The organism is Ruegeria sp. BHSB056, from assembly GCF_059613305.1.
On record NZ_JBXWSG010000026.1, the window covers coordinates 1 to 24,785 of the forward strand.

The window sequence follows — 24,785 nt, forward strand, 5'->3', positions numbered from 1 at the left end:
TCAGGTGCTGGAACAGGTCCTGACCAACGAAATGCTAAGCCGTTCGGACGTGACCGCAGCGCAGGAAATGCTTGCCTTCGCCTTTCTCGGGCTTGTCGTGATTGCCGTCATGTCCAGTTTTGGTGCGGTTGCATCTTTCATTGCAGGCGGTGTCGCCGCTGCCGCCGTTCTGATATTGAGTTGGCTGGTCTTTCAAAACCAGTCGGTTTTGTTCGACGCCACATTTCCGCTTATCGGTGGCATGGCCAATTTCGGGCTGCTGGCAGGGTATCTTTTCCTGTCCACCGAACGGGAAAAGCGCCAAATCCGGAAAGTCTTTTCTCATTACGTCGCCCCGGAAATCCTTGATGAGATGGAAGCCACCGGGCATCAGCTGCAATTGGGAGGCGAGACGCAGGATATCACAGTGATGTTTTCCGACATCCGGGGTTTTACACCTCTGTCTGAATCCGCATCTGCCACCGAACTGGTCTCGCTGCTGAATGCGCTTTTTTCCAGTATCGGCGACCAGATACTGGCTGAACGGGGAACCATCGACAAGTTTATCGGCGACGCCGTTATGGCGTTCTGGAACGCGCCTCTGCCTGTCGCTGACCACCCGTGCCGGGCGGCACTTGCCGCACTGAAAATGCGGCGCGCTTTGGCAGAGTTCAATGCATCCGACATCATGCGAAACCGCCCCCCTATCGCGCTGGCAACGGGGCTTGCCACCGGGCAGGCCTGCGTCGGCAATATCGGATCGCAGAAACGGTTCAACTATACGGTCATCGGCGACGTCGTGAATGTCTCAGCGCGGATCGAACAATGCTGTCGAACGGTCGACTACGACATCGTCGTTTCAAACGGTGTCCATGAAATCACGCAGGGGGATCTGGCCATGTTAGAGGCCGGGCATGTTGATCTGAAAGGCAAAGCCAACCCGGAACCCGTCTTTGTTTTGGTGGGCGATCAGACCCTGTTGCAAACAGCGGCATTCCAGGATCTCAGGGCTGCACATGCAGAGCTGATTTTGGCGATCACAAATCGACATCCAAACAGCCTGGTCAAGACCTTGTGCCAACAGTGCGAAAATCTGGCTGAAGACATCGAGCCCGGCTTGCGTCAGTTCTACAGGGCGCTGCCCGGTCGTGCCGCTGACTTCCGGTCGAACCTACCATCCGGGCAATTCATGTTCACACGCCACAGTCTTGGATAACCAGTCTCGTTTTCCGGCATTTACGCTCTTTGGATCACGCTCACACCGGACCAAACTGGCACAGAACGGGCTAGAAAAACTACCGTTACTGTAATCTTTGCCCGTCATTCCCGAAGTAATATGCGCGGTTGGGATCAAACCCGAATTGTACATCGTCACCCGGGGCAATTGCATGCTGGCCAAACAAACGGACTGTAATTGGCACGTTGCTGGTTTGCAGAATGACATTGGTATCACCGCCCAATTGCTCAACATGCGAAACGGTGCCGGCGATCGGCCCACCGCTTTCCAGGCGGATGTCTTCCGGGCGCAGCCCCAGTTCGCGCGGATCGCCCGGGGTCAGATTGTCCGCCGGAAGAAAATTCATGGACGGTGCACCAAGAAAACCCGCGACAAAGCGGTTTGCCGGGTTGTTGTACAGCTCCATCGGGCTGCCGACCTGTTCCACCCGTCCGTCGCGCAGCACCACTATCTTGTCGGCCAATGTCATCGCTTCTGTCTGATCGTGCGTGACATAAATCATCGAGGCCGAGAGTTGCCTGTGCAGATTTGCGATCTCGATCCGGGTGTTCATGCGCAAAGCAGCATCAAGATTGGACAGCGGTTCGTCGAACAGAAACAGCTTGGGTTGGCGAACGATGGCACGACCGATTGCAACACGCTGGCGCTGCCCCCCCGACAGTTCGGATGGATAGCGGTCAAGATAGGGCTCCAACCCCAGCATCCGGCTCGCCTCGGCGACGCGCTCGTCGATCACGGCCTTCGCCTGGCGTTCCTGTTTCAGGGCAAGGGTCAGGTTGCCGCGTACATTCAGGTGCGGATAAAGCGCGTAACTCTGGAACACCATGGCGATGCCGCGTTTCGAGGGCGGGGTCAGATTGACCTGTTCACCAGCAATTCTGATCTCGCCCGATGTGGCGTCTTCAAGCCCTGCAATAACGCGCAGAAGAGTGGACTTGCCGCATCCGGAGGGGCCGACAAAAACCACAAACTCGCCGTCCTCAACCTCAAGATTGATGTCCTTCAGGACCTCTACATTGCCAAAGGATTTGTGAATGTTTTTCAGTGAAAGGGCAGTCATTGGCGGGTCTCCTCAAGAGAAACGGGTTGGCCAGTGCGGATGCTTTGATCAGCGGCCAGGCAGATGGCAAGGGATTGTACGGCGTCGGACATATGGCGGGTCAGGTCGAAATCCTCGGCGATGGCGCGCAGCATATAGGCTTGTTCAGCATCGCACAGTTCCTGATGGCCGGGTTCATCAGGCATGTCGATAGTCCGGTCGCCCTGCGGCGTGTGAACCAGAAGACCACCAACCTTGGTGTGACCATCGATGTCTGCGGACGCGCCCTTGTTTCCGTCGGTGATCGAAACAGACCCGTTGGGCGAGACGATGTCCTTCACAAAAAACGCGGTTTCGGACATCATCGGACCCCAGCCAGCCTCGTACCACCCGACCGATCCGTCGTCGAACACGACCTGAAACTGGCCGTAATTGTACATGTCAGGTGCGATTTCTTCTGACAGGCGCAGACCCATGCCATGGACGCGAACGGGTTTTGCGTCGGTGATCTGGCACATCACATCGACATAATGCACACCACAATCCACGATGGGGGAAGTGGTCTGCATCAGGGCCTTGTGCGTCTCCCACTCAGGCCCTGAGGATTGTTGATTCAGGTTCAGACGGAACACATAGGGGCCACCCAGAGTGCGAGCCTCGGCAATCAGACGCATCCAGGATGGGTGGTGGCGCAGGATATAGCCCACGACCAGCTTACGGTTCAGACGCGCCGCTGTTTCGACCACACGCCGCGCATCGTGAACATTTGTGGCCAGCGGTTTTTCGACAAACACATGCGCACCCGCCTCCATCGCGGCGCAGGCGTAATCCGCGTGACTGTCCGAATAGGTCGCGATCACAACCAGATCGGGTTTGGTTTCGGTCAGAGCGGCCTCAAAACTTGAATACACCGAATAGCGCGTCAGATCAGGGTGATCCACGCGGCCGGATCGGTTCACCAGCCCGACAATCTGTGCGTCCGGGTGGTGGTGATATGCCAGCGCATGGCTCAGCCCCATATTTCCAAGGCCTGCGATCAGGACGCGGGTCATTTCACCGCTCCTGACGTGATGCCGCGGATAAGCTGTCGCGAGAAGATTACATAGAGGATCAGCACCGGCAGGATCGCCATTGAAAGGGCTGACAAGACCGCATTCCAGTCTGTCACAAACTGACCGATGAAGACCTGGCTGCCCAGCGTCAGGGTCTTGGTCTCTTCCGCAGGGGCCAGGATCAGCGGGAACCACAGATCGTTCCAGATCGGGATCATGTTGAACACGGCAACAGTTGCCATTGCCGGACGCACCAGCGGCAACACAAGCCGAAAGAAGATTGTGTATTCGCTTAGCCCGTCAATGCGGCCCGCATTCTTGAGGTCGTCACTCACCTGTTTCATGAACTCGCTGAGGATGAACACCGCCAAGGGCAGGCCCTGCGCCGTATAGACAAGGATCAGCGCCCACAGGGTGTTCACCAGCCCGGTCGCCACCATCATTTCCAGGATGGCCACAGTGCCGATGCGGATCGGGATCATGATTCCAAGCGCCAGGTACAGACCCATAAGCATGTTGCCCTTGAACCGGTACTCACTCAGCGCATAAGCCGCCATTGCGCCAAACAGCAGGACCAAGGTCAGGGATGCAACCGTCACAATCAGGGAGTTCTGGAAATAAAGGAAGAAATCCCCCTGCTTCATCACTGTCTGATATCCGATCATCGAAAAACTGTCGGCATCGGGCAGCGCCAGCGGTTCGCGAAAGATCGCCTTGCGGGTCTTGAAGCTGTTGATCAGGATCACGAAAACCGGAAACAGTGCGATCAGCGTATAGAAGATCAGTGCACCATGCATCGCGAAGGTGTTTAGCGGGTTGGAGCGGGCCTTGTTCATGTCATCTGCTCCTTACAGCTGGTACCGGCGCATCCGGGTCTGGATGCCGAAAAGGTAGACACAGACACCCAGCAGGATGATTGCAAACATCGCACCAGCGATGGCCGAACCCATATGCGGATCACCCAATTGCAGCTGGAAGCCAAAGAATGTGCGATACATGAAGGTGCCAAGAATATCGGTCGAGAAGTCAGGCCCCGCCAGAGCGCCCTGTGCAGCATAGATCAGATCGAAGGCGTTGAAATTGCCGACAAATGTCAGAATTGAGATGATCCCGATCGAGGGCAGGATCAGCGGCAGCTTGATTTTCCAAAAGGCGCTTGTGCCAGTGATACCATCCACTTCCCCGGCTTCCAGGATTTCCTCGGGGATCGACAGCAAGGCCGCGTAGATCAACATCATCGGGATGCCAACGAACTGCCAGACCGAAATCAACGCCAGTGTGGTCAGGGCATATTCCTCCTTCCCCAACCACGGGGCAAAGAGGGATTTCAGCCCAACCGCGTCCAGCATCGAAGGCGCGATGCCCCAGATGGGCGACAAGATCAGTTTCCATGCAAACCCGACAATCACAAAACTGAGGATTGTCGGAATGAAGATCGCCGACCGATAGAGCACCGCAAATCGCAGGCGCGGATGGCTGAGAAGCGCGGCCAGCGCGATACCGATGGGGTTCTGCACCAGCATATGGATCAGAAAGAACCAGAAATTGTTGCCCAGCGCATTCCAGAACTGTTCCGACCAAATCGGATCGAAGAACAGCGTTTGAAAGTTCTGCAGTCCAACAAATATGCGGCTCTGGTCGACTTCAGAGTAAAGGGCCAGACGGAGCGTGTTGAACAGGGGAAAGATCATCACCGCTGTGTAGACAAGCACGGCTGGTGCCAGAAACACGACGATATGCCAGCGGATGCGGGGGCGGGTCATGGGGAGCGCTTTCGATGGAATGCCGGGCGTACCCGGGCAACTCATGCTGCCCGGGTATGGTTCAGCTTACTGATGTGGTGCGTACCACGAGGCGAGGCCCGCCTGTAGTTCTGCACCCAGCTCTTCGGGCGACTTGGCACCTTTGATCGCGGCAACGGATGCACCCCAGGTCTCGTTCTCGAGGTTTGGTGTGCCGCGCGACAGGATTTGATAGGTCGAGCGGATAGTCGATTCACATTCTTCACGCCAGCCGACGATTTCCTTGGCCAGCGGGTCCTGCAACTCGACCGGAGTGCTCGACAGCGGGAAGAAGCCGGGTAGAGCGTTGCCGAAGATTTCAGCAAACTCAGGGCTTGCGACCCAGGTCAGGAATGCTTCAGCGGCTTCAGGATTCTTCGTGGCCGCGTTCATGCCGATGCCGATATCCGTATGGTCCGAGATATAGCAGGTGTCGCCTGCGTTCTGAACCGGCGGCTTGAAAGCGCCCATCTCGAAATCGGCTTGTGCGTTGAAGCCGGAAATCTCCCATGATCCCGCAGGATAGATGGCTGCGCGGCCCAAAGTGAAGATGTTCTGGCTGTCGGGATAGGTCTGTGCTTCGTAGCCATCACCCAGATACTCACCCCAGCGGGCCAGCGTTGCGTACGGAGCTGTCCAGGCTTCGTCGGTCAGCTTCTGTTCGCCTGCGATCAACGCCTGACGACCTTCTTCACCCTTCCAGTAGTTCGGCCCGATGTTATTGTAACCCATCGTGGCAGCTTCCCACTGGTCGTTGGTACCCATCGCCATTGGGATGTAAGTGCCGTCTTCCTTGATCTTGTCCAAGGCGGCAAAGAACTCGTCTTCTGTGGTCGGCACTTCGAGGCCCAACTCGGCGAAAGCGTCCTTGTTGTAGATGAAGCCGTGAATAACCGATGCCATCGGCACGCAGAAGCTGGCCGAACCGTCATCCGTCTGCCAGGCAGACTTTGCAACGTCCGAGAAGTTGTTCATCGCCTCGACCGAGGACAGATCGGTCAGGTGACCGGCCTCATAAAGCGCCAGCGAAGCATCGAAGGGGCGGCAGGTAATCAGGTCACCGGCAGACCCCGCATCAAGTTTCGAGTTCAAAACCGCGTTGTATTCTGCCGGGGCAGACGGCGTGAACTGGACTTTGATGCCAGGATGCTTTGCTTCAAAGGCCGGGATGATCTGGTCCTGCCACAGTGTCAGGTCATCGTTACGCCAGCTTTCGATAGTCAGCGTGACGTCCTCGGCATAGGCGGCAGAGGCTAACAGCGTCCCACCAAGCAAGGCCAGTTTCAGGCTATTACGTTTCATTGTACTCTCCCATTTGGTTTGCAGTTATTTATCAGGTGTCAGTGCCGCGCTCAGAACTCCGCCCGTTTCTTTCAGGCGCGCATTGGCTGCCGCCAGTGAAACGCCGCGAGCGGCGATGAGAATGGCGGATTTGGTGTCTCCTTGCGCTTCAGCCAAGGCGTTTTGGGCGGTGCTTGCATCAACTCCGGCGATCCGGGCGACGATGCCGGTCGCACGCGCCCGCAGCTTTGCGTTGTCTGCTCGCAGGTTGACCATCATGCCCTCGTGAACATGACCCAACTTGATTGCCATAAGGCTGGACAGCATGTTCAGCGCGATTTTCTGGGCTGTACCGGCGCCCATTCGGGTTGAGCCTGAAATCAGTTCAGGCGGGGTGGCAAGCAGAATCGCGTGATCGCATTGCGCCAACAGCGGGCTGCCCGGGTTGTTGGCTATCCCGATCGTGCTGGCACCCGCGGCACGCGCAAGTCGCGCGGCCTCAAGTGTATAGAGGGTGGTGCCGCTGGCAGAGACAGCAATGACCGTGTCGTTGCACGTAAGCCCGGCCAGTCCTTCAACCAACCCGTCGGTGTCATCCTCGGTCCCACCGGGCATATGCGCGGATTGCGGCAATCCTCCGGCCATCAGGATATGGACTTGGTTTTCGTCGATGCCGAAAGTGCCGCCCAGTTCCATTGCATCAGCCGCAGCCATCAGCCCCGAAGACCCCGCCGCCGCGTAATATAATGAACCACCTGATGCCAGACTGCGGGCCATGGCGTCGGCACCGTCGCATATCCCACGCAGGGCGCCCTGCGGGGCACCGGCCGCTTCCTGCTGACCCCTGGACAGGGCCAGCGCCGCCTCTTCCAGCGGTCGGTTACCCAAATCGTATGCGTCCGGGTGGAGTTGTTCGGTGATGTGTGGCAGCACGTGTTTCTCCTCGTTGCCAGAAAGCATACCTATACAATACCATTTGTCCACTAATTTTTTTTCAGCCGCTATTGGCCTTATAATTCAACGTATTTTCGATCTTTCCGCCCATATTGGATTTACTTTGGCATTTACAGCTCAACATAGGCATTATATAGGTATCATCATGCTTAGGTCGAAAAACAATCCAATCATCGCAGCAGACGGCGGCGGAACGAACTGTCGGATCGCCTATGACGATGGCCAGCAGCGACAGGTGGTCGAGGTTGGCCCCGCCAACGTCGCCAGCGATTATGATGGCGCGATTGTACGGCTGAAAGACGGCCTGAAGATGCTTGCGACCAAGCTCAGTGTTCAGCCCGAGACCCTGAAGCCGATACCGGCGTATTTTGGACTTGCGGGAGTTACAGGTGATCAGATCGCCCAGCGGGTGGCAGCGGATTTGCCGTTAGACAGTATTCTGGTCGAGGATGATCGTCACCCTGCGCTGGCGGGTGCGCATCAAGCAACCGACGGCGCAATCGCCCATTGCGGGACGGGTTCGTTTCTGGCCCTGCAATCGCAAGCCGGCCGACGCTTTGCCGGTGGCTGGGGCTCTGTTCTGGGGGATGAGGCCTCTGCTCAGTGGATTGGGCGCAGAGCGCTTTCGGTGACGCTGGATGCATGGGACGGGCTGGTGCCAAAATCCAACCTGACTGAGGGCTTGCTGAACGCATTTGGCAGTACAAGCGGTATTGTCGCTTTCGCGGCCGCGGCACGACCACATGAATTCGGCCAGATCGCGCGACAGGTTACAGCGGCGGCGAGGTCAGGGGATGAGCGGGCGGTTTCGCTTATGCACGAAGGTGCCGCGCATCTTTTGCAAGCACTGGAAGCAATGGGCTGGACCCCGGCCATGCCATTATGCCTGACCGGGGGTATTGGCCCTCACTATGAGGCGTATCTGCCGGATCGTGCGCGTGGCGCAGTAACAGAGCCCAAAGGTGCGCCTATCGACGGGGCCATCGCGTTGGCCCGGGCTTTCCAAGTGGAGCATTCGGCATGAACGCAGCATCTTTTCTGGCTTCTGACGACTGGCTCGAGAACGGCGGCGGGCCGCGCTATGTCCGGCTGCGCCAGCGGCTGGAAGAAGGCATCGACGCTGGAGTCCTTCCCCCGAATTCCTCATTACCGCCCGAGCGCGAGATCGCCGAGATCACCGGCCTGTCCAGGGTCACCGTGCGCAAGGCCATTCAAGAACTGGTGAAACAGGGCGCAATCGTACAGCGGCAGGGTTCCGGGTCTTTCGTACGGAACGCCGCGCCGAAATTGGAACAATCGCTGTCGCATCTGACGTCTTTCAGTGAGGACATGCGCCTGCGCGGTATGGAATCAACCTCCAAGTGGTTGGAACGGGGCGTTTTTCTACCATCACCCGAGGAAACGGCAGTGCTCGGGCTGCCCGCTGACGGACAGGTGGCGCGCATTTGCCGCCTGCGAGAGGCTGGCGGGCGTCCCATGGCAGTCGAACGTGCCTCTTTGCCATTGGACATTCTGCCAAACCCGCTTGCCGTGCGCGACTCACTCTATGATCTTCTGGAAGAAAACGGCTGCCGACCTGTTCGCGCCATCCAGAAGATTTCCGCCGTTAATCTAGAGGCTGAAGATGCAGCTCTGCTTGGTGTCGCCGAAGGCGCGGCGGGGTTAAGCATCCAGCGGATTTCCCATCTGGAAGGCGGGCGCGTCGCCGAATTCACAAAATCCAACTATCGCGGCGATGCCTATGACTTTGTGGCTGAGCTGCGACTTACTCCATGATCTGCGATTCTGATGGAAAGGCTGCCCCGATGACCCCGAAAACGACCCTGATGCGTCAGGAAATCGAAGAGATTCCTGTTGCCGTCGAGCGATTGCTTAGCAATGGCGGAGATGCCCTGAGCACAGCCGCGGACGTCGCCCGGAACGGCGGGCTGAAGTTCATGATTTCGGCGGCGCGCGGCTCTTCCGACCACGCCTGTACTTTTCTGAAATACGCAAGCGAATTGCTTCTTGGCTTGCCGATGGCATCCGTCGGCCCATCGGTCGCGTCAGTGTATGGCGCTGACCTGCATGTGGCCGGGGCGCTTTGCCTTTCTGTTTCACAATCAGGAAAAAGCCCGGATATCGTGCAGCTTACGAAAAATGCCCGAAAGGCCGGGGCCAGCACCGTAGCAATCACAAATGACCCATCTTCCCCCCTTGCACTGGCGGCTGAGGCGGCTTTGCCGTTGCACGCAGGCCCCGAGCTTAGTGTAGCAGCGACAAAAACCTTCGTGACCTCGCTGGTTGCCGGACTTTGGCTGCTGGCGGAGCTGAAAGGCGACAAAGATCTTCTGGCTGCGCTGCGTGGCCTGCCAAAGCACCTTGATGCCGCCACGCGGTGTGACTGGGGCAGAGCGGCGGCTGCCGTCACTCAAAGCTCGCTTTATACGCTTGGTCGCGGACCAAGCGTAGCGATCTCGAACGAGGCCGCGCTGAAATTCAAGGAAACCTGCCAGATCCATGCCGAAAGCTATTCCTCGGCCGAGGTGCTGCACGGCCCTGTCTCGATCGTGGAAGGCGGATTTCCGGTTATTGCCTTTGCCGCCAATGATCCGGCAGAGCCGCTGTTGGCCGAGGTTGCCGACACGCTCGCGGCCAAAGGGGCACAGGTATTTGCCACCAGCCCAATGGTCACAAAGGCCGAGGTGCTGCCTCATGTCCGCACGGATCATTGGCTGACGGACCCGGTGGCAGCTATCGTGTCCTTTTATTCAATGGTCGAGCAGGTCGCAGTACAGCGCGGGATCAACCCGGATGCGCCACGTCACCTGCGGAAAGTGACGGAAACGGTATGAGCGTCCAGGCGACCATCTACCACGGCGGGCTTGTTTATGACGGCACCAGTTTGCATGACGGTGCCGCGCTGCGGCTGGAGGCTGGCCGCATCACCGATATTGGCGTTGACGTGAAGACAAGCGCTGGCAAGCTTGTCGATCTGCAAGGCGATATTCTGGCCCCCGGCTATGTTGACCTGCAAGTGAATGGCGGTGGCGGAGTGATGTTCAACGCCGCCCCGTCTGTCGATACACTGGCACGCATCGCCAAGGCGCACCGGACGCTTGGGGCAACCTCGATCCTTCCCACCCTGATCACGGATACCGCAGCCAAGACCCGCGCCGCCATCGAAGCGGCCAAGGCGGCGGTAGCTGCGGGTATTGCGGGGATCGCTGGCCTGCATCTTGAGGGACCACATCTTTCGGTGGCTCGGAAAGGTGCCCATGATGCAGCCCTGATCCGCCCCATGGATGACGAGGACCTGACAACGCTTGTCGCGGCAGCACAAGCGCTACCCGCATTGATGCTGACGGTTGCGCCAGAAAACGTGTCAATTGCGCAGGTGAAAGCGCTGGTCTCAGCAGGTGCCGTTGTTTCGCTGGGCCACAGTGATGCGGATTATGATACCTGCCTGTCTTATGCCGAGGCCGGTGCGTCCTGTGCCACGCATCTGTTCAACGCCATGAGTCAACTGGGCAATCGATCTCCCGGGCTTGTCGGGGCAGTTCTGGCCGCGGGTCGATTAAACGCCGGGCTAATCGCCGACGGTATTCACGTTCACCCTGAAGCCATGCGCACAGCCTGGGCCGCCAAGCGGGGCCCAGGCCGGATATTTCTGGTCAGCGATGCGATGGCGCCGGCTGGCACGGACCAGCGCATGTTCGAACTGGAAGGCCGCCGCATTTCCCGCAAAGACGGGCGTTTGACACTGGCCGATGGTACTTTGGCAGGGGCTGATCTAGATTTGACCACAGCGCTGCGTGTTCTGACCACGCAAGCCGAAGTGCCGCTGGAAGTCGCATTGGCATCCGCGACGCGTATACCCGCCGAAGTAATGGGATTATCCGACGCGGGGCGCTTAACCATAGGAAAACAATGCCCGCTGATCCGCATAGCCAGAGATCTGAGCAACGTAGACGTGCTGGTTTGAACCAGCGTCATAAGACCTGCGCTGACAAAATCCTGAGTTTCTGCAACCATTAGTCAATTCACTGAACGGGAACGGATTTCAGGTAAGCAGCAATGGCCAATCGGTCTTCATCGCTTAGTTTCGAGGTGTTCTCGATGACTTCGACCATTTCGCCACCAGCGCTGTCATAATCCGGTGTGAAACCGGATTTCAGATATTCAGCGATGTCAGCCTCGGACCAGTCAAGCTGGGCGGTGGTCAAACCGGGGATGCGCCCCTTTCCATTCGGATTTGGCGCTCCGGTCAGCCATAGACCCCGCTTCAACCCTCCCAGTCCGTTTCGTGGTGTATGGCATTCTGCGCAGTGCCCCAAAGCTTCCACCAAATACCGGCCTCGGATTTGCTGGTCGGTCAGATCACCTTCAACCACCCAGCCCGAGTCTGAAAACAGAAGTTTCCACAACCCCAGCCCGCGCCGGATATTGAAAGGGAACCCAATGTCATGCGGGATATTTGCCGCGTCAGACGCAGGCAGGGTGTTCAAAAACGCATGAAGCGCCGCAACATCCTCGACCGTCATCTTGGCATAAGACGTATAGGGGAAGGCCGGGTAATAATGCTGTCCCTTGGGGCCTGTTCCGTGTTTAAGGGCATTGGCCAGATCCAGCGCGGACCATGTTCCAATTCCGGCGTCCGGATCACTGGAGATGTTTGGAGCTACAAACGTACCAAAATCCGTTTCGAACCGCCGCCCGCCTGCTAGTATAAGCTTTCCTTCCTCGCTGGCATCCGGGGCCGAGTGGCATGAGGCGCATCCTGCTGAATAGAAGACAGACGCCCCTCTGGTCACGTCGGGGGTCAGACCGGCCAACCGGGCTGGATCAACCCTTTGCGGCCGGGTCAACAGCAAACCGGCCAACCCGACCATAAGCATGACCAGAACGGCGAAAAGTAGAATGCGCCGCACTGATCAATTCTCCTTTAATTTTCCGGTGCTCTGTAAGCTTTGTGACAGGCAGAGCAAGCTCCGCCAAGCTGACCCATCGCCCCTTTCAGGGCTTCAACATCCTGACCTGCCGCAGCCTGCATCGCAACAGCGGCGTCGGCCAGTGCCTGCCCTTTGGCCCCAACATCTGCGAAGTTTTCCCAAATTGCAGGCAAGGCACGGGTAGACGGGTCTGACACATTATCCGATCCGGCTGGCCACATCGCAGACTGGTCGATCTGCGACACGACAACAATATTATTTGCGGCCCGTGTAGCCGCTTCGGCATCATATTCTGCCTCTCCCTTGGCCATGGCGCCCAGCGTTCCAAGGTTGAAAGCGTAAAGCTGCATAATCGAAGTCCGCGCTTTTACAGCCGGGTTTTCGCTATCCTGAGCAATTGCAGTTCCAACTACGGCCAAGGACAAAAGACCTGCCGCAAAGATCGAAGACTTCTTCATCATGGTGTGGCTCCCTGTTTAATGTGCCATATGATAGCTTGAACGATTTTTCTTGTAATTGTTTGTTATTCGGCCTCACTTGTTCATTTATGAACAACGACAATTGGGACGATATTCGATATGCCCTAGCCGTCAGCAAACACGGCTCATTGAATGCGGCGGCGACAGCCCTGGGCGTTGCACATGCAACCGTCCTGCGCAGAGTTGCCGCCTTCGAACACCGATATGGCTGTGTTGTTTTTCGGAAAGACCCGTCAGGGTATTCGGTTCTTCCTGAAGCCAGAACAATTCTGTCCGCAATGGAAAGCGTTGAAGAGGCCGTGCTTTCGGTTGAACGCGCCGTCGTGGGCGCAAATCGTTCGCCTACGGGTCATGTGCGTATCGCGTCCACGGACAGCCTTTGCCAGTTTATCCTGCCACAGATACTAAACTCAATTTCCGCCCTCTATCCCAGCCTCGAACTGACGATCCTCAGCGGAAACAGCCACCATGATCTGACCAGGTTAACCGCGGACATAGTTGTCCGCCCTTCGGTTCAACTAGGTGAAGGCTTGACTGGAGAGCGCGCAGGAACTTTGCACTTTGGGGTTTATTGTAACGGTACCCATGACCAAAAATGGATGCGGCTTGATGGGGCACTCAGCCGTTCACTCCCGGCCAAATGGTTGGCTGAACATGTTCGCGCTGATGACATGACAAACGGAGCAGACAGTTTTCTGGTGCTTCAGCAGATGGTTGCATCCGGTGTGGGGAGAGCTTTTTTACCTGCGTTTATAGGCGACGCTGATCCCCGGCTTCATAGGTTGAACGACATTGATCCCGGAATCGAGGTTCCACTTTGGGTCGCGACGCTAGAGGAAATCGCACACACGCCAAGATTTGCGGTCGTGCAACGGGCACTGGTTGAACACCTGCCGCATGCACTGGCTGTATGACGTCACAACTTAAGTGAATTGGTGGGTCATTTGGCGTTGAAATCTCCGGCAAGTCGTGGCGGGTGCCCTGCACCTGCAACAAGACGTCCTGCGCCGCGATGCTCAGGTTTTCATCGCCGCTCCAGGTAGTTCTTTCCGGATCTGTTTCGCCAAGACGTGCCAAGGTTACTTTGGGATGGGCCAGGTATGCGTCACCTCGCTGCGAACGTTCCAAAGCAGGTGGTGAAAAGCCCCAGATAGAATGTGCCGACCGCGCCATTCATCATTTACAAATATAAACATTCATCTTAATGATTATGTATGAGCAGAGACCCAAATTTCTCCCGGCGGACCTTCCTGTCCCAAGGCGCATGTCTGGCGGCACTCTGCCTGCGACCCAGCTTTGCGATTGCGGAAATGACACTTGGTCAATCGGCAAGGATTTCAACTTTGTCGGATGGCTACCTGTCATTGCCGCCCGAAATGGTCTTTGGGGCAATGCCCGAGGCAGAGCTGACAGAACTTCTGAACCGCCATCAAACAGATCTGACCAGATACGAGCCCGAGTGCAACATTGTGCTCTACCGCGATGACCAGAATACCGTACTGTTCGACGTTGGGGCCGGGCCGGATTTCATGCAAACCGCTGGCAAACTTCCGGAAACTCTGGACGCCGTAGGGTTATCTCCGGATGAGGTCACGCAGGTGATATTCACCCATGCTCATCCGGATCACATCTGGGGTGTACTGGACGACTTCGGAGATCCCCTCTTTCCAAATGCCAGATATCATTTTGGCCGCAAGGAATGGGACTATTGGTGGAATCCCGCAACCGTTGACACGATAGGAGCCGACCGCACGGCATTCGCGGTGGGCGCAAAGCGGCGCATGGAAGCTATCGAAGACATGGTTGCGTTCTTTGATGATGGGCAGGAAATCCTTCCCGGTATCGCAGCACGCGCTAGTTTCGGGCACACGCCCGGACATATGGCCTTCGAAATTCGCAAAGGCAGTGACGCGGTGATGGTCGTCGGCGATGCGCTCGGCAATCCACACGTCGCGTTCGAGCGTCCAGACTGGCGCAGCGGTACGGATCAGGACCCTGACGCCGCGGCAAGTGCCCGGAAATCGCTGCTGGATCAGATTTCTCATGCCCAAATGAAGATTATTGGATTCCATTTGCCAAATGGCGGAATTGGCCGTGTCGAAAAGGCCGGTTCGACCTATCGATTTATTGGAGAGCCTGCATGATGCGCGCTTTGTTGATTGCCTGTACCCTGGCCACGCAAACCTGGGCCAGTGAGGATATTGCAGACCAGTACCCGCAGAGCGTTCTTTACTCGAAACCTGTCGAATTTATTCCCGGCGTCTTTTCCGCCATCGGTGCAACCGCACCCCCGACCTATGAGAATTCGGGCCACAACAACAACCTCAGCTTTATCGTGACCGGGGAGGGCGTTGTCGTCATCAACGGTGGCGCGGCCTATGTGCTTGCCGAAGCGCTTCACAAGGAGATTCAAGCGCTCACGGATCAGCCCGTGAAGCTTGTCTTCAACGAGAACGGTCAGGGGCACTCCATGCTGGGGAACGCCTACTGGTCGGAAATTGGGGTGCCCATCGTCGCTCATTCAGATGCGGCGGCTGAATTCGAAGAATATGGACCGCAAATCCTTGCAGGGATGCAGGCATATAACAAGGACAAGGCAGAAGGAACGTTTTTAGCCGGTCCGACCGAAACGTTTGACGATGAATACGTCGTCGAACTCGGTGATTTTCGTATCGAAGCCAAATATCTTGGACCTGCGCACAGTCCCGGCGACATTTCGATCTGGTTGCCCAATCAAAGCCTTGTCATCGCCGGTGACATGGCATTTCACGAACGTATGCTGCCGATCTTTCAGGACACCTACACCGCAGATTGGCTTGAGACCTGGGACAATGAGTTCGAAGCACTGGAAGCCACATATGTGATCCCCGGGCACGGTCATCCTACGAACATGGATCAGGTGCGCCGGTATACACGCGACTACCTGATCTACCTGCGCGCAAAAATACAGGAACATATGGATGCTGGCGGCGATCTGGCCGAGGCCTATTACGTCGACCAATCCCCTTACGCCCATTTGGACACGTTCGAAGAACTGGCTACAAAAAACGCCGGTCGTGTCTACGAACAGATGGAATTCGAATAAGTCAGGACCGTCGAAGAACGGGCATTCGCATCATCATCCGATGGGTGGCGACGGCCCCAACCCACATCGAGAAGACGGCAAGCCACGCAGTCAGCGACAAGGCCGATCCCCCGGACAATCCGGCACCAACGGCGCAGCCACCTGCCAACATTGCACCAAAGCCCATCAAGACCGCCCCGACAAGGTAACGCTCCATCGGAGTATCCGGGCCGAACTGTTCGATCTTCCACTCGCCGGAAAGAACGGCAGAAACAGCGGCGCCAATTGCAACGCCCGGAACCAGACCAATGCCAAAGGACAGCGCAACGTTCCGCTCGGCCACCAGCGCCATCAATGTATCCGTTGCCGGGCCGGTGAACGTGACCGAAGACACCGGCACGACTTCGAAGGAGGCTTGTGCAATCGCAAATGTCATCAACCAGCCAAGCGCCACGGCGACACCAACTCCGGCTGCCGTGACAATCCTTGTCATTGTCACCTGCTGGCGCACTGCAAAGGCAACGGCCAGAACAAATGTTCCTGCGGCAAAGACTGTGTATGCGATAGGCGAAAACCCAAGTAGTGCCGAAAGGTCGCGCGCATTGCCACCAGTGATCGTCCAAAGACCGGACAGCGCCTCGCGCGCGGGGCTGAGCACACCTGTGTAAGCCGCTTGCGCGACCAACGTCAGAACCAACCCCGTCACCATTGCCCGCAGATTGCCGCATGAGGCCAACACCAACAGGCGCGACGCGCATCCGCGCGCCAAAATCATTCCGACGCCAAACATAAGACCGCCGATCACCGCCCCGCTCAGGCTGCCTGTTGACGCAATCGAACGCGCCCCGGACAAATCCAGCCATTCAATCGAAACGAACCCCTGAACCAGGGTCAGCGCCGACGTGAATGCGATCAGCCAGACGGCCAGACGGGGCCCAAGTTCGCCCTCGGCGACTTCAACAGTGGATGCCCGCAAACAGAAATGAGATTTCTGAGCGGTAACTCCGAACAGGATGCCAACAAGCAAACCGGCGACAGCCAATGTGCCCGAATCTCCCAGCAGTTCGATGAGGCGTTCCATAGACAAAAACTCTCACCTTTTTACGTGCCCGTCTTTGCCTTTCGTCAAGTTCTCACTGTGCAGCCATTGGCTTGCGCGCAAGCTGACACTGTGTCCACAACGCACCCAATGCCTCGACCAACCGGGTCACATCTTCTGACGAATGTACAGGCGACGGTGTGATCCGAAGACGTTCGGTGCCTTTCGGGACAGTGGGATAGTTTATCGGCTGGATATAAATCCCATAGTCGCGCATCAGAACATCCGAGATGAAGCGGCACTTGACCGGGTCACCGACCACGACCGGGATAATATGGCTTGGGTTGGGCGTGTGCGGAATGCCCAAAGCGTCCAGCCTGCCTCGAACCTCGCTTACGCGTTGCTGATGCAAACACCGTTCCGCATTGCTTTGCTTTAGGTGCCGAACGGATGCTGCTGCGCCGGCGGCGACGGCCGGGGGCAATGCGGTGGTAAAGATAAACCCGCTGGCAAAGGAACGGACAAAGTCGACAAGTTCCTTTGACGCCGCGATGTATCCACCTACCACGCCGAACGCTTTGCCCAACGTGCCTTCGATGACCGTCAGGCGATCCATCAACCCTTCGCGTTCGGCAATGCCGCCACCGCGCGGGCCGTAAAGCCCTACTGCATGAACCTCGTCCAGATAGGTCATCGCGCCGTACCGATCCGCCAGATCGCAGATTTCGGCAATCGGTGCGATATCGCCATCCATCGAATACACACTTTCAAACGCGATCAGTTTTGGCGCGTTGAACGGCAGTTCCATGAGATGTCGTTCAAGGTCCTTCAAATCGTTATGCTTCCAGACCCGCTTTGCGCAACGACTGTGGCGGATACCCTCGATCATCGATGCGTGGTTCAATTCGTCGGACAGAACCGTGATACCGGGAATTCGCGAGGCCAGAGTTCCCAATGCAGCCCAATTTGAAACATACCCGGACGTAAAAAGCAGCGCTGCTTCCTTGCCATGCAGATCTGCAAGCTCCTGCTCAAGCAGAACATGTTCATGGGTGGTCCCCGAAATATTCCGGGTCCCGCCAGCCCCTGCGCCACAGCCATCAATCGCCCGGTGCATGGCCGCCAGGACCTTTGGATGCTGACCCATTCCCAGATAATCGTTCGAGCACCAGACCGTAACTTTCTCAGGTCCGTTTTCTGCGTGGTTGTGTGCAGTTGGAAATACTCCGCAATGACGCTCAAGCTCGGCGAAGACCCGGTAATTTCCTTCGTCCTGCAATTGCCTCAGCTGGTCACGAAAATACTGTTGGTAGTCCATGTCAGTTTCCAACGGCTTCTTCTACAATACCGGCCAACAGGGCTTCGACTTTCTCCATCGGTCCGTCAGGATAGCTTCGGTAGCCCACTTTGACACCGCCTTCGTCCTCGGCCACAAAGATCCCGTAGGGGCAATAGCCGATATTCATCGGGTCGGCCTCCATCATCTCGCGCGAGAGCTTTGCGGAACAGAAGATAAATATTTCAGCGGCTGTGAAAATCTGCTTGTCGCTGCCGACATCCGCCCCCGTCCGATTCAGCATGTCACCAACATGGCTCACATAATCGATAACCAGCCCCTGCCCAACAATTGCTGATTCAACGGCAAAGGTTGCATCATCAAAGCTCCCGTCAAAGGGAACGGCAATGACCTCCTCAGCAATAACCGGGTTTGCCAATACAACTGAAAGTGCGGCTGATGCGATAAAGTGTTTCATGATGATGTTCCTCCTCCTGAACCACATTTCTTCAGATTTCACCGCCAAGACTTTGACACCGGTCAAAGCCTTGGCGTTTCTTAGCCGAACATGTCCGATGTGATACCAGCATACCAACCCAGCGACTCTTGGTAGGTTGCTTTTCTCAGGTCGGAATCCTCGCCGGTCTGGCTGATAAAGCCATCCACCTTGGCAATTTTTTCAGGCGTCGCCTCATAAGTCGCACCGACCTTGACCCCGTCATCCGTATCAATGAGCGACCAGCACGTGTTCGAGAACTTTGCCGGGAAGATCTTTGATCCGGTCAATGCACCACGAACGGCGTTGGCACAGACTTTCGCCTGGCTGTTGGCCGAAAAACCGGATTTCGGCATGTCGCCTTGCTGGCTGGCATCACCAAGAACATAGATGTCAGGATCAGCTTTCGATGACATGTCCGCCGCGTTCACCGGTGCCCAGTTGCCATCGGTTACACCGGCCATTTCCGCAATACGCCCGGCTTTCATGGCCGGGATCACGTTGCAGACGTCGACCTTGGTTTCTTCACCGTCGATGGTCACCGTCATGGCATCCGGATTGACCGAGACATTGCCGCCGCCAAAATCCTCTCCGATCCAGTCGATCATGCCTTCGTAGTGGTCGGCCCACCCCTCTTGGAACAAAGACATCTTGGAGAATTTGGCTTTCGGATCAGCAATGATGATTTTCGCTGTCGGATTGTTCGCCTTCAGAACATGCGCAACCATCGAAACCCGCTCATAAGGTCCGGGCGGGCAACGGTACGGGTTCGGCGGCGCGACCATCGCAAAGGTTCCGCCTTCGGGCATCGCCAGAACCTGCGCCTTCAACAGCTCGGTTTGAGAGCCCGCCTTATACGCATGCGGCATCTTGTTCTGTGCAGTTACATCCCACCCCTCGACCGCGCCGTCGACAAAGTCGATACCCGGGCTCAGGATCAATTTGTCATAAGGAATGGATCCGCCACCCGCCAATGAGACAGTTTTGGCGTCGCGGTCGACGCCCACAGCCCAATCGTGAACAACGTTGATACCGTATTTTGCAGCAAGCGTGCCATAGCTGTGCGCAATGTCCGAAAGCTCTTGAAACCCGCCCAGATACAGGTTCGAGAAAAAACAGGTGTAATATGTTCTGGACGGCTCGATCAGGGTGACATCAATCTCACCCTTGCTGTCTTTGGCGATATAGCGGGCCGCGGTTGCGCCGCCTGCCCCGCCCCCGATCACCACAACACGGGGCTTGCCCTGCGCCAGCACCATCGGGGCCGACAGCCCGGCGGCAAGTACCCCTGCGGTTCCCAGAAATGTCCGTCTGTTGAGTGTCATCGCGTTTCCTCCCCTTAGGCATTGTCACTGTGGATTGTTGAAGTAAGCGGCCAGTGCTGCGATCTCATCGTTGCTCAGGCGGCCCGCGATCATCTGCATGACGGGATGGGGCCGCTGCTTGTCCTTGTAGGCGTGCATGGCGACAACAAAATCCTGGTCGGGCCAGTAAACGATCGAAGGAATCCCATCATCGCCACCCTCTATCTGGTGGCATGTCGTGCATTCGCTGCTCAGGTATTCGCCATATTCGGGATCACCTTGGATCGCGAGGATTTCGGGATTGACTGAATGGTCCGTTCCCTTTGCTGTTGGGTCGGCTTCGGGGATGTCTTGCGGGTTGTCGGAAAACACACGCAAGTAGGCAATTACATTGGCCCGGTCTTCCGGGTTCTCGAGCCCGCGAAAGCTCATTCTGGTTCCGGATGCGAAGGCGCGGGGGTTTTCAATGTAAGCCGACAATGTATCGGCGTGCCATTCCAGCCCCGAAGTACCCGCACGGATCAGGCTTTTGGAATAGTTGAACTCCTCAAGCCCGGCAGCCCGGCGGCCAAATACACCATTCAGGTGCGGACCGATCCTGTTTTCAGCGCCCGCGCCGACCTGATGGCATCCTTCGCATTGGGCAAACACAAGCTTGCCAGCTGCTGCATCGCCCAAGTCCTCGGTCGCGGCAGCAGCTGTTGCCAGAATACTCGCAGCAAATATGACACCTGTTGCCCCCCGCCACCGCATGATCAGCTGCCGAAAGATTTCAGGTAAACGATGACCGCGTCGATATCATCCTGTTTCTTGAGCCCGGCAAAGGACATACGTGTCCCCTTCATGTAGGCTTTAGGCTTGGCCAGAAACGCGGCCATCTCTTCATCCGTCCAGATCAAGCCATCCTCGGCGGCAGCTTTCATGGCCTTGGAGTACTTAAAGCCTTCGACAGCCGCCGCATTGGCACCGACAACGCCGTTCAATGCCGGACCCGTGCGATGCTTGGCCCCTTCGCCGACCTGATGGCATGACTTGCACTTCTTGAAAACTTTTTCGCCATTTTCGATCATTTCGGGATCAAGTGCCGCTGTGTCTTCAGCGGTTTCTTCGACCTCGACGGATGCTTCCTCTGAAACAGATGCCGGCTCCGCGCTGTCAGCCCCGGCTTCGTCAGGTGTTACATCCAGAACGGCGGCGCGCATGGTGATTTCCACACCTTCTTTGCAATCCGTCATGCATGGCTCATCCGTCCAGAAATGCGCCTCGGCTGTTTCGCGGTCATCCACGATGAAACCCCCGGCATTCGGCATTTCCACTTCAAGGAAATTTTCGTGTGACAGCGTGAACTCATCATCAACGATGTCATTGGAATACAGGATATAGGCGACAATCGCGTAAACGTCGTCAGGCTCCAGCGATTGTGCGTCTCCAAACGGCATCGAACGGTTCACATAGTCCCATACCGTCGAAAGGTGCGGCCAGTAGGAGCCCACTGTTTTCAGCGGGTCCTTATCTGCAAGCGTGCCCTCGCCGCCCGCCAGTTTCGGCCAGTTGTCCACACCTTCAGCAAAATCGCCATGACAGATCGCGCACCGTTCGGCAAAGACCTCTTCGCCGGTGAACACGTCGCCGGAACCTTCGGGCAATCCGGTTCCGTCAGGTGCAATGTCGTGGTTCCATGCCGCGATTTCTTCGGGCAACGCAGGGCGCCCAAGCCCTAGCTTGTCTGCATGGGCTGGAACCGCCACGCACAACCCAAGGGCCGAGGCGGCCAATAGCTTACGATACTTCGACATTTTCCGCCTCTCCATTTTCCTTGATCCACCAGGTCTGGATACAATTGTTGTGGTAGATCGAGTTCTCGCCTCGCACATCCCGCAGCTGAGCTTTGCTGGGTTGGACGTAACCGGTCGAATCCTTGGCGCGGGCCTGCAACAGCATCTCTGAACCGTCCCAGTTATGGTCCAGATAAAACCGGGTCAGCGCCTTGTCTGTTCCGGGCGCCGCCAGACGGGCCGGAACCCAGTTCTTGCCACCATCCATCGACACGTCGACGCCGGTAATCGAGCCCCGCCCGGACCAGGCCAACCCGGTGATCACCAACGGCCCGGGTCCATGGGTTATCGGCGCTTGCGGGCTGGGCGATGTGACGACCGATTTGGCGTCCATGACCCATGTCCACTTGCGTGATGTTCCGTCTTCGAGAGTATCCGTATACTTGGATGTCTCTTCGCGGCTTTCGATAGCCATCTCGGTGACCTCGACCCGGCGCAGCCACTTGACCCACATGTTGCCTTCCCAGCCGGGAACGACAAGACGAACGGGATAACCGTGTTCTTTGCGCAAAGCCTCACCATTGGCTTTGAATGCTACAAGTACGTCATCCATCGCCTTTTCCAGCGGGATCGAGCGACCATTCGAGGAAGCATCCGCGCCTTCGACGTAAACCCATTTGCCTTCGGGCTTTACCCCGACCTCTTCCAGCAGAGTGCGCAGCGGCACACCGGAGTATTCCATGTTGTGGATCATTCCATGCGTGAACTGCGCGCCGTTGAGCTGCGCACCGGCCCATTCCATACCGGTATTGGCAGCGCATTCGCAGAAATAGATACGGTTCTCGCGCGGGAAACGTTCCAGATCTTCATATGTGAAAATCAGCGGAGTTTCGACCAGACCGTTGATCATCAGACGGTAGTCCGCCTTGCTCAGCTCGATCGCACCCGAATGGTGCCGCTCGAACGCGCATCCCTGCGGGGTGATCGTGCCATCCAGCGCGTGGATCGGCGTGAAATTGATCGAACTGATCGTGTCTGCGGTCAACCACTCGACGTTGCGCCGCACGACATCACTCTCGAATTGGATTGGCAGGCCGTAGGGGGTTGCATCCACGCCTTCGCCCGTTGCCTGTGCCCATTCCTGAACCTGAGTGATCAGCGGGTCAGGGCCTGCGGCGCGCGCCGCCGAGGCACCGACCGCACCTACGCCAACCGCGGCAGCACCGCTTAGAAACTGGCGACGCGATGGGGCTTTTGCCCTTGGATTCTCGCTCATTTTGTTTGCCTCCGTCATTCGATCAGCAAATCTTGTATTCAATGTTTGACATTCGGTTCGCGCTGTCAGGCTCCGATCACCTCGACCGATGTATTCGGCTCGACGGTGACGGTGCCCTGATTACGAATGTGGTTTTCGACGACATCCCAGATGGGCGGGCCTTCGGTGCCCTCGTTGACGCTGGCCCAACCGGCCACAACATAGGATTTCTCCGGATCAATCGCCTCACCTGTCTTGAGCAGGGTCATGTCGCTGATCCGCTGCCCTTGCGGTTTGGTAACATCGATACGGTACCCAAGGCCGCCGACACGCACCATGTCGCCACCCTGCTGGTAATAGGGATCGGGGTTGAACAGGTTGTCGCCAACATCCTCGAGGATCACGTGAATGAATTCACCCGTCATTTCCGTACGATACGCATTCGGATAGGACATCGAAGTGACGTTCCAGATATCCTCACGCGTGATCTCCTGACCGGGCAGGATCGACGGACCCCAGCGCACACCCGGCGACATGGCAATGTCTGCCTCGCGCTCGCTGATCAGTGCATCGCAGATCAGATCGTCCCACGTGCCATTGAAGTTTCCGCGCCGATAAAGCAGCGAGTCCGTCTTGCCGATCACTTCGCTTAGTGCCGCATCATATGGTGCACGCTGTTCGTTGATCACGGCCGTGAGTGCCGGATCAGGTGCGATGACGTCTGAAAAGATCGGGATCAGCTTGTGCTTCAGCCCCATCATCTGGCCATCCCGCACGTCCAGATCAACGCGGCTGACGAATTTGCCGTTCGAGCCGGACGCGATGATATGCGTCTTTTCGACCAGAACCGGTTCAGGCAAAGCGTCATGGGTGTGACCGCTCAGGATTACGTCAATCCCTTGAACACGGCTCGCCATTTTTTTGTCCACGTCAAAGCCGTTATGGCTGAGGACGACGACCACATCGGCACCTGCGTCGCGCACCTCGTCCACCATGGCCTGCATGTTCTCATCCCGGATCCCGAACGAGTACTCCGGGAACATCCAACTGGGGTTGGCAATTGGCATATAGGGGAAAGCCTGTCCGATGACGGCAACCTTGGCCCCGCCGCGTTCAAAGAACTTGTAGGGCTTGAAAAGCTCCGCAGGTTCATCCCATTCCGCGTCAAAGATATTCTGACCCAGCGCCGCAAAAGGCAAACCCTCAACGATCTCGTTGACCCGCTCGCTGCCCAACGTGAACTCCCAATGGAATGTCATCGCATCGGGCTTGAGTGCATTCATCACGTTGACCATGTCCTGACCCGCTGTCTGATAGCAGGTATACGAGCCATGCCAGGTGTCGCCCCCATCCAGCAACAGCGCATCTGGCCGGTCGGCACGGATGGCGTTGATAACGGTCGAGACCCGGTCAAGCCCTCCGACGCGGCCATAGGTCTTCGCCAATGCAGCAAAGTCATTGTAGGTCAGCGCATAGGCGGACGGGCTGCCATCTTCGATCCCGTAAGCCTTGCGAAATGCGGCCCCCGTCACATGCGGCATTTGCCCGCGCGCGTCTCCGATGCCCAGGTTGACCTCGGGCTCGCGGAAGTAAATCGGTTTGAGCTGCGCGTGGATATCCGTGATATGAATCAGGCTGATATTTCCGAAGGTCTCAAATTCCAGCAACTGGTCCTGGGTCAGGCTTTGCTGGGCCGCCAGCCTTGCCCAGTTCCCGAAACCGGTTGCCCCGTACAGCGCTGAGGCCGCCATGGAGACCTGTAGAAAATCACGTCGCGATATCATCTGTTGGCTTTCCTATTTCACATATAAATGTGTGAATGTGGCAGAAATGAAAAACCCGC

General features: G+C 57.1%; 24 protein-coding genes. 8 read left to right on the forward strand and 16 right to left on the reverse strand.

Annotation, left to right across the window (positions count from 1 at the left end):
- Positions 1–1,195, forward strand: a 1,195-nt coding sequence (locus AC2FND_RS08860; protein WP_496769210.1) for an adenylate/guanylate cyclase domain-containing protein, incomplete at its 5' end; no start/stop codon positions are given.
- Positions 1,196–1,280: 85 nt separating this feature from the next.
- Here the strand turns inward: AC2FND_RS08860 and AC2FND_RS08865 are convergent.
- The 6 genes from AC2FND_RS08865 to AC2FND_RS08890 form a co-directional block, all read right to left on the reverse strand.
- Positions 1,281–2,276 (reverse strand): ABC transporter ATP-binding protein, encoded by a 996-nt coding sequence (locus AC2FND_RS08865; protein ID WP_480623676.1) that lies wholly within the window; start codon positions 2,274–2,276, stop codon positions 1,281–1,283.
- Positions 2,273–3,307: a Gfo/Idh/MocA family protein gene (locus AC2FND_RS08870; protein WP_496769212.1), complete on the reverse strand. Its 1,035-nt coding sequence runs from the start codon at positions 3,305–3,307 to the stop codon at positions 2,273–2,275. Before AC2FND_RS08870 ends, AC2FND_RS08865 begins: the two co-directional genes overlap by 4 nt.
- Complete coding sequence (locus AC2FND_RS08875) at positions 3,304–4,143, reverse strand: carbohydrate ABC transporter permease (protein WP_267366204.1); 840 nt, start codon at positions 4,141–4,143, stop codon at positions 3,304–3,306. Before AC2FND_RS08875 ends, AC2FND_RS08870 begins: the two co-directional genes overlap by 4 nt.
- A gap of 12 nt (positions 4,144–4,155) precedes the next feature.
- Complete coding sequence (locus tag AC2FND_RS08880) at positions 4,156–5,070, reverse strand: carbohydrate ABC transporter permease (protein ID WP_209597484.1); 915 nt, start codon at positions 5,068–5,070, stop codon at positions 4,156–4,158.
- Between the two features lie 66 nt (positions 5,071–5,136).
- Positions 5,137–6,390, reverse strand: a complete 1,254-nt coding sequence (locus tag AC2FND_RS08885) for an ABC transporter substrate-binding protein (RefSeq protein ID WP_496769215.1) — start codon at positions 6,388–6,390, stop codon at positions 5,137–5,139.
- A 24-nt stretch (positions 6,391–6,414) separates the two neighbouring features.
- Positions 6,415–7,302: an N-acetylmuramic acid 6-phosphate etherase gene (locus AC2FND_RS08890; protein ID WP_496769217.1), complete on the reverse strand. Its 888-nt coding sequence runs from the start codon at positions 7,300–7,302 to the stop codon at positions 6,415–6,417.
- A 166-nt stretch (positions 7,303–7,468) separates the two neighbouring features.
- On the opposite strand from AC2FND_RS08890, the gene AC2FND_RS08895 reads away from it, so the two are divergent.
- Genes AC2FND_RS08895 through nagA form a run of 4 tightly spaced genes read left to right on the forward strand, consistent with a single transcriptional unit; the run spans position 7,469 to position 11,287 of the window.
- The gene (locus AC2FND_RS08895; protein ID WP_496769219.1) at positions 7,469–8,347 is read left to right on the forward strand and encodes a glucosamine kinase nucleotide-binding domain-containing protein; all 879 of its coding nucleotides are present in this window, start codon (positions 7,469–7,471) and stop codon (positions 8,345–8,347) included.
- On the forward strand, positions 8,344–9,099 hold the full coding sequence (locus AC2FND_RS08900; RefSeq protein ID WP_209507520.1) for a GntR family transcriptional regulator: 756 nt from the start codon (positions 8,344–8,346) through the stop codon (positions 9,097–9,099). Before AC2FND_RS08895 ends, AC2FND_RS08900 begins: the two co-directional genes overlap by 4 nt.
- 29 nt (positions 9,100–9,128) lie before the next feature.
- Positions 9,129–10,157, forward strand: a complete 1,029-nt coding sequence (locus tag AC2FND_RS08905; protein ID WP_480899683.1) for an SIS domain-containing protein — start codon at positions 9,129–9,131, stop codon at positions 10,155–10,157.
- Positions 10,154–11,287 (forward strand): N-acetylglucosamine-6-phosphate deacetylase, encoded by a 1,134-nt coding sequence (gene nagA, locus AC2FND_RS08910; RefSeq protein ID WP_496769222.1) that lies wholly within the window; start codon positions 10,154–10,156, stop codon positions 11,285–11,287. Before AC2FND_RS08905 ends, nagA begins: the two co-directional genes overlap by 4 nt.
- Before the next feature lie 58 nt (positions 11,288–11,345).
- On the opposite strand, the gene AC2FND_RS08915 is transcribed toward nagA, so the two are convergent.
- A complete protein-coding gene (locus tag AC2FND_RS08915; protein WP_496769224.1) occupies positions 11,346–12,233 on the reverse strand; it encodes a c-type cytochrome in 888 nt (295 codons plus the stop codon).
- A gap of 14 nt (positions 12,234–12,247) precedes the next feature.
- Positions 12,248–12,715 (reverse strand): c-type cytochrome, encoded by a 468-nt coding sequence (locus AC2FND_RS08920; protein ID WP_480559064.1) that lies wholly within the window; start codon positions 12,713–12,715, stop codon positions 12,248–12,250.
- A gap of 86 nt (positions 12,716–12,801) precedes the next feature.
- On the opposite strand from AC2FND_RS08920, the gene AC2FND_RS08925 reads away from it, so the two are divergent.
- The 3 genes from AC2FND_RS08925 to AC2FND_RS08935 all read left to right on the forward strand — a co-directional run bounded on the left by AC2FND_RS08925 (position 12,802) and on the right by AC2FND_RS08935 (position 15,818).
- Positions 12,802–13,647, forward strand: a complete 846-nt coding sequence (locus tag AC2FND_RS08925; protein ID WP_496769226.1) for a LysR family transcriptional regulator — start codon at positions 12,802–12,804, stop codon at positions 13,645–13,647.
- Between the two features lie 300 nt (positions 13,648–13,947).
- Positions 13,948–14,877: an MBL fold metallo-hydrolase gene (locus tag AC2FND_RS08930; protein ID WP_496769228.1), complete on the forward strand. Its 930-nt coding sequence runs from the start codon at positions 13,948–13,950 to the stop codon at positions 14,875–14,877.
- Positions 14,874–15,818, forward strand: coding sequence for an MBL fold metallo-hydrolase (locus tag AC2FND_RS08935; protein ID WP_496769230.1), 945 nt, complete (start codon positions 14,874–14,876; stop codon positions 15,816–15,818). The genes AC2FND_RS08930 and AC2FND_RS08935 overlap by 4 nt, the downstream gene beginning before the upstream one ends.
- A gap of 1 nt (position 15,819) precedes the next feature.
- Here the strand turns inward: AC2FND_RS08935 and AC2FND_RS08940 are convergent, their stop codons facing one another.
- The 8 genes from AC2FND_RS08940 to soxB form a co-directional block, all read right to left on the reverse strand.
- Positions 15,820–16,878, reverse strand: coding sequence for a YeeE/YedE family protein (locus tag AC2FND_RS08940; protein WP_496769233.1), 1,059 nt, complete (start codon positions 16,876–16,878; stop codon positions 15,820–15,822).
- A gap of 52 nt (positions 16,879–16,930) precedes the next feature.
- Complete coding sequence (hemA, locus tag AC2FND_RS08945; protein ID WP_496769235.1) at positions 16,931–18,154, reverse strand: 5-aminolevulinate synthase; 1,224 nt, start codon at positions 18,152–18,154, stop codon at positions 16,931–16,933.
- A gap of 1 nt (position 18,155) precedes the next feature.
- Positions 18,156–18,590, reverse strand: coding sequence for a DUF302 domain-containing protein (locus AC2FND_RS08950; RefSeq protein ID WP_480488033.1), 435 nt, complete (start codon positions 18,588–18,590; stop codon positions 18,156–18,158).
- Positions 18,591–18,670: 80 nt separating this feature from the next.
- Positions 18,671–19,933 (reverse strand): FCSD flavin-binding domain-containing protein, encoded by a 1,263-nt coding sequence (locus AC2FND_RS08955; protein ID WP_496769238.1) that lies wholly within the window; start codon positions 19,931–19,933, stop codon positions 18,671–18,673.
- 24 nt (positions 19,934–19,957) lie between these two features.
- The gene (locus tag AC2FND_RS08960; protein ID WP_496769240.1) at positions 19,958–20,665 is read right to left on the reverse strand and encodes a c-type cytochrome; all 708 of its coding nucleotides are present in this window, start codon (positions 20,663–20,665) and stop codon (positions 19,958–19,960) included.
- 2 nt (positions 20,666–20,667) lie between these two features.
- The gene (locus AC2FND_RS08965; protein ID WP_209507507.1) at positions 20,668–21,708 is read right to left on the reverse strand and encodes a c-type cytochrome; all 1,041 of its coding nucleotides are present in this window, start codon (positions 21,706–21,708) and stop codon (positions 20,668–20,670) included.
- On the reverse strand, positions 21,692–22,963 hold the full coding sequence (soxC, locus tag AC2FND_RS08970) for a sulfite dehydrogenase (RefSeq protein WP_496769242.1): 1,272 nt from the start codon (positions 22,961–22,963) through the stop codon (positions 21,692–21,694). The genes AC2FND_RS08965 and soxC overlap by 17 nt, the downstream gene beginning before the upstream one ends.
- Before the next feature lie 65 nt (positions 22,964–23,028).
- Positions 23,029–24,726: a thiosulfohydrolase SoxB gene (gene soxB, locus AC2FND_RS08975; protein ID WP_496769244.1), complete on the reverse strand. Its 1,698-nt coding sequence runs from the start codon at positions 24,724–24,726 to the stop codon at positions 23,029–23,031.
- Positions 24,727–24,785: the final 59 nt, after the last annotated feature.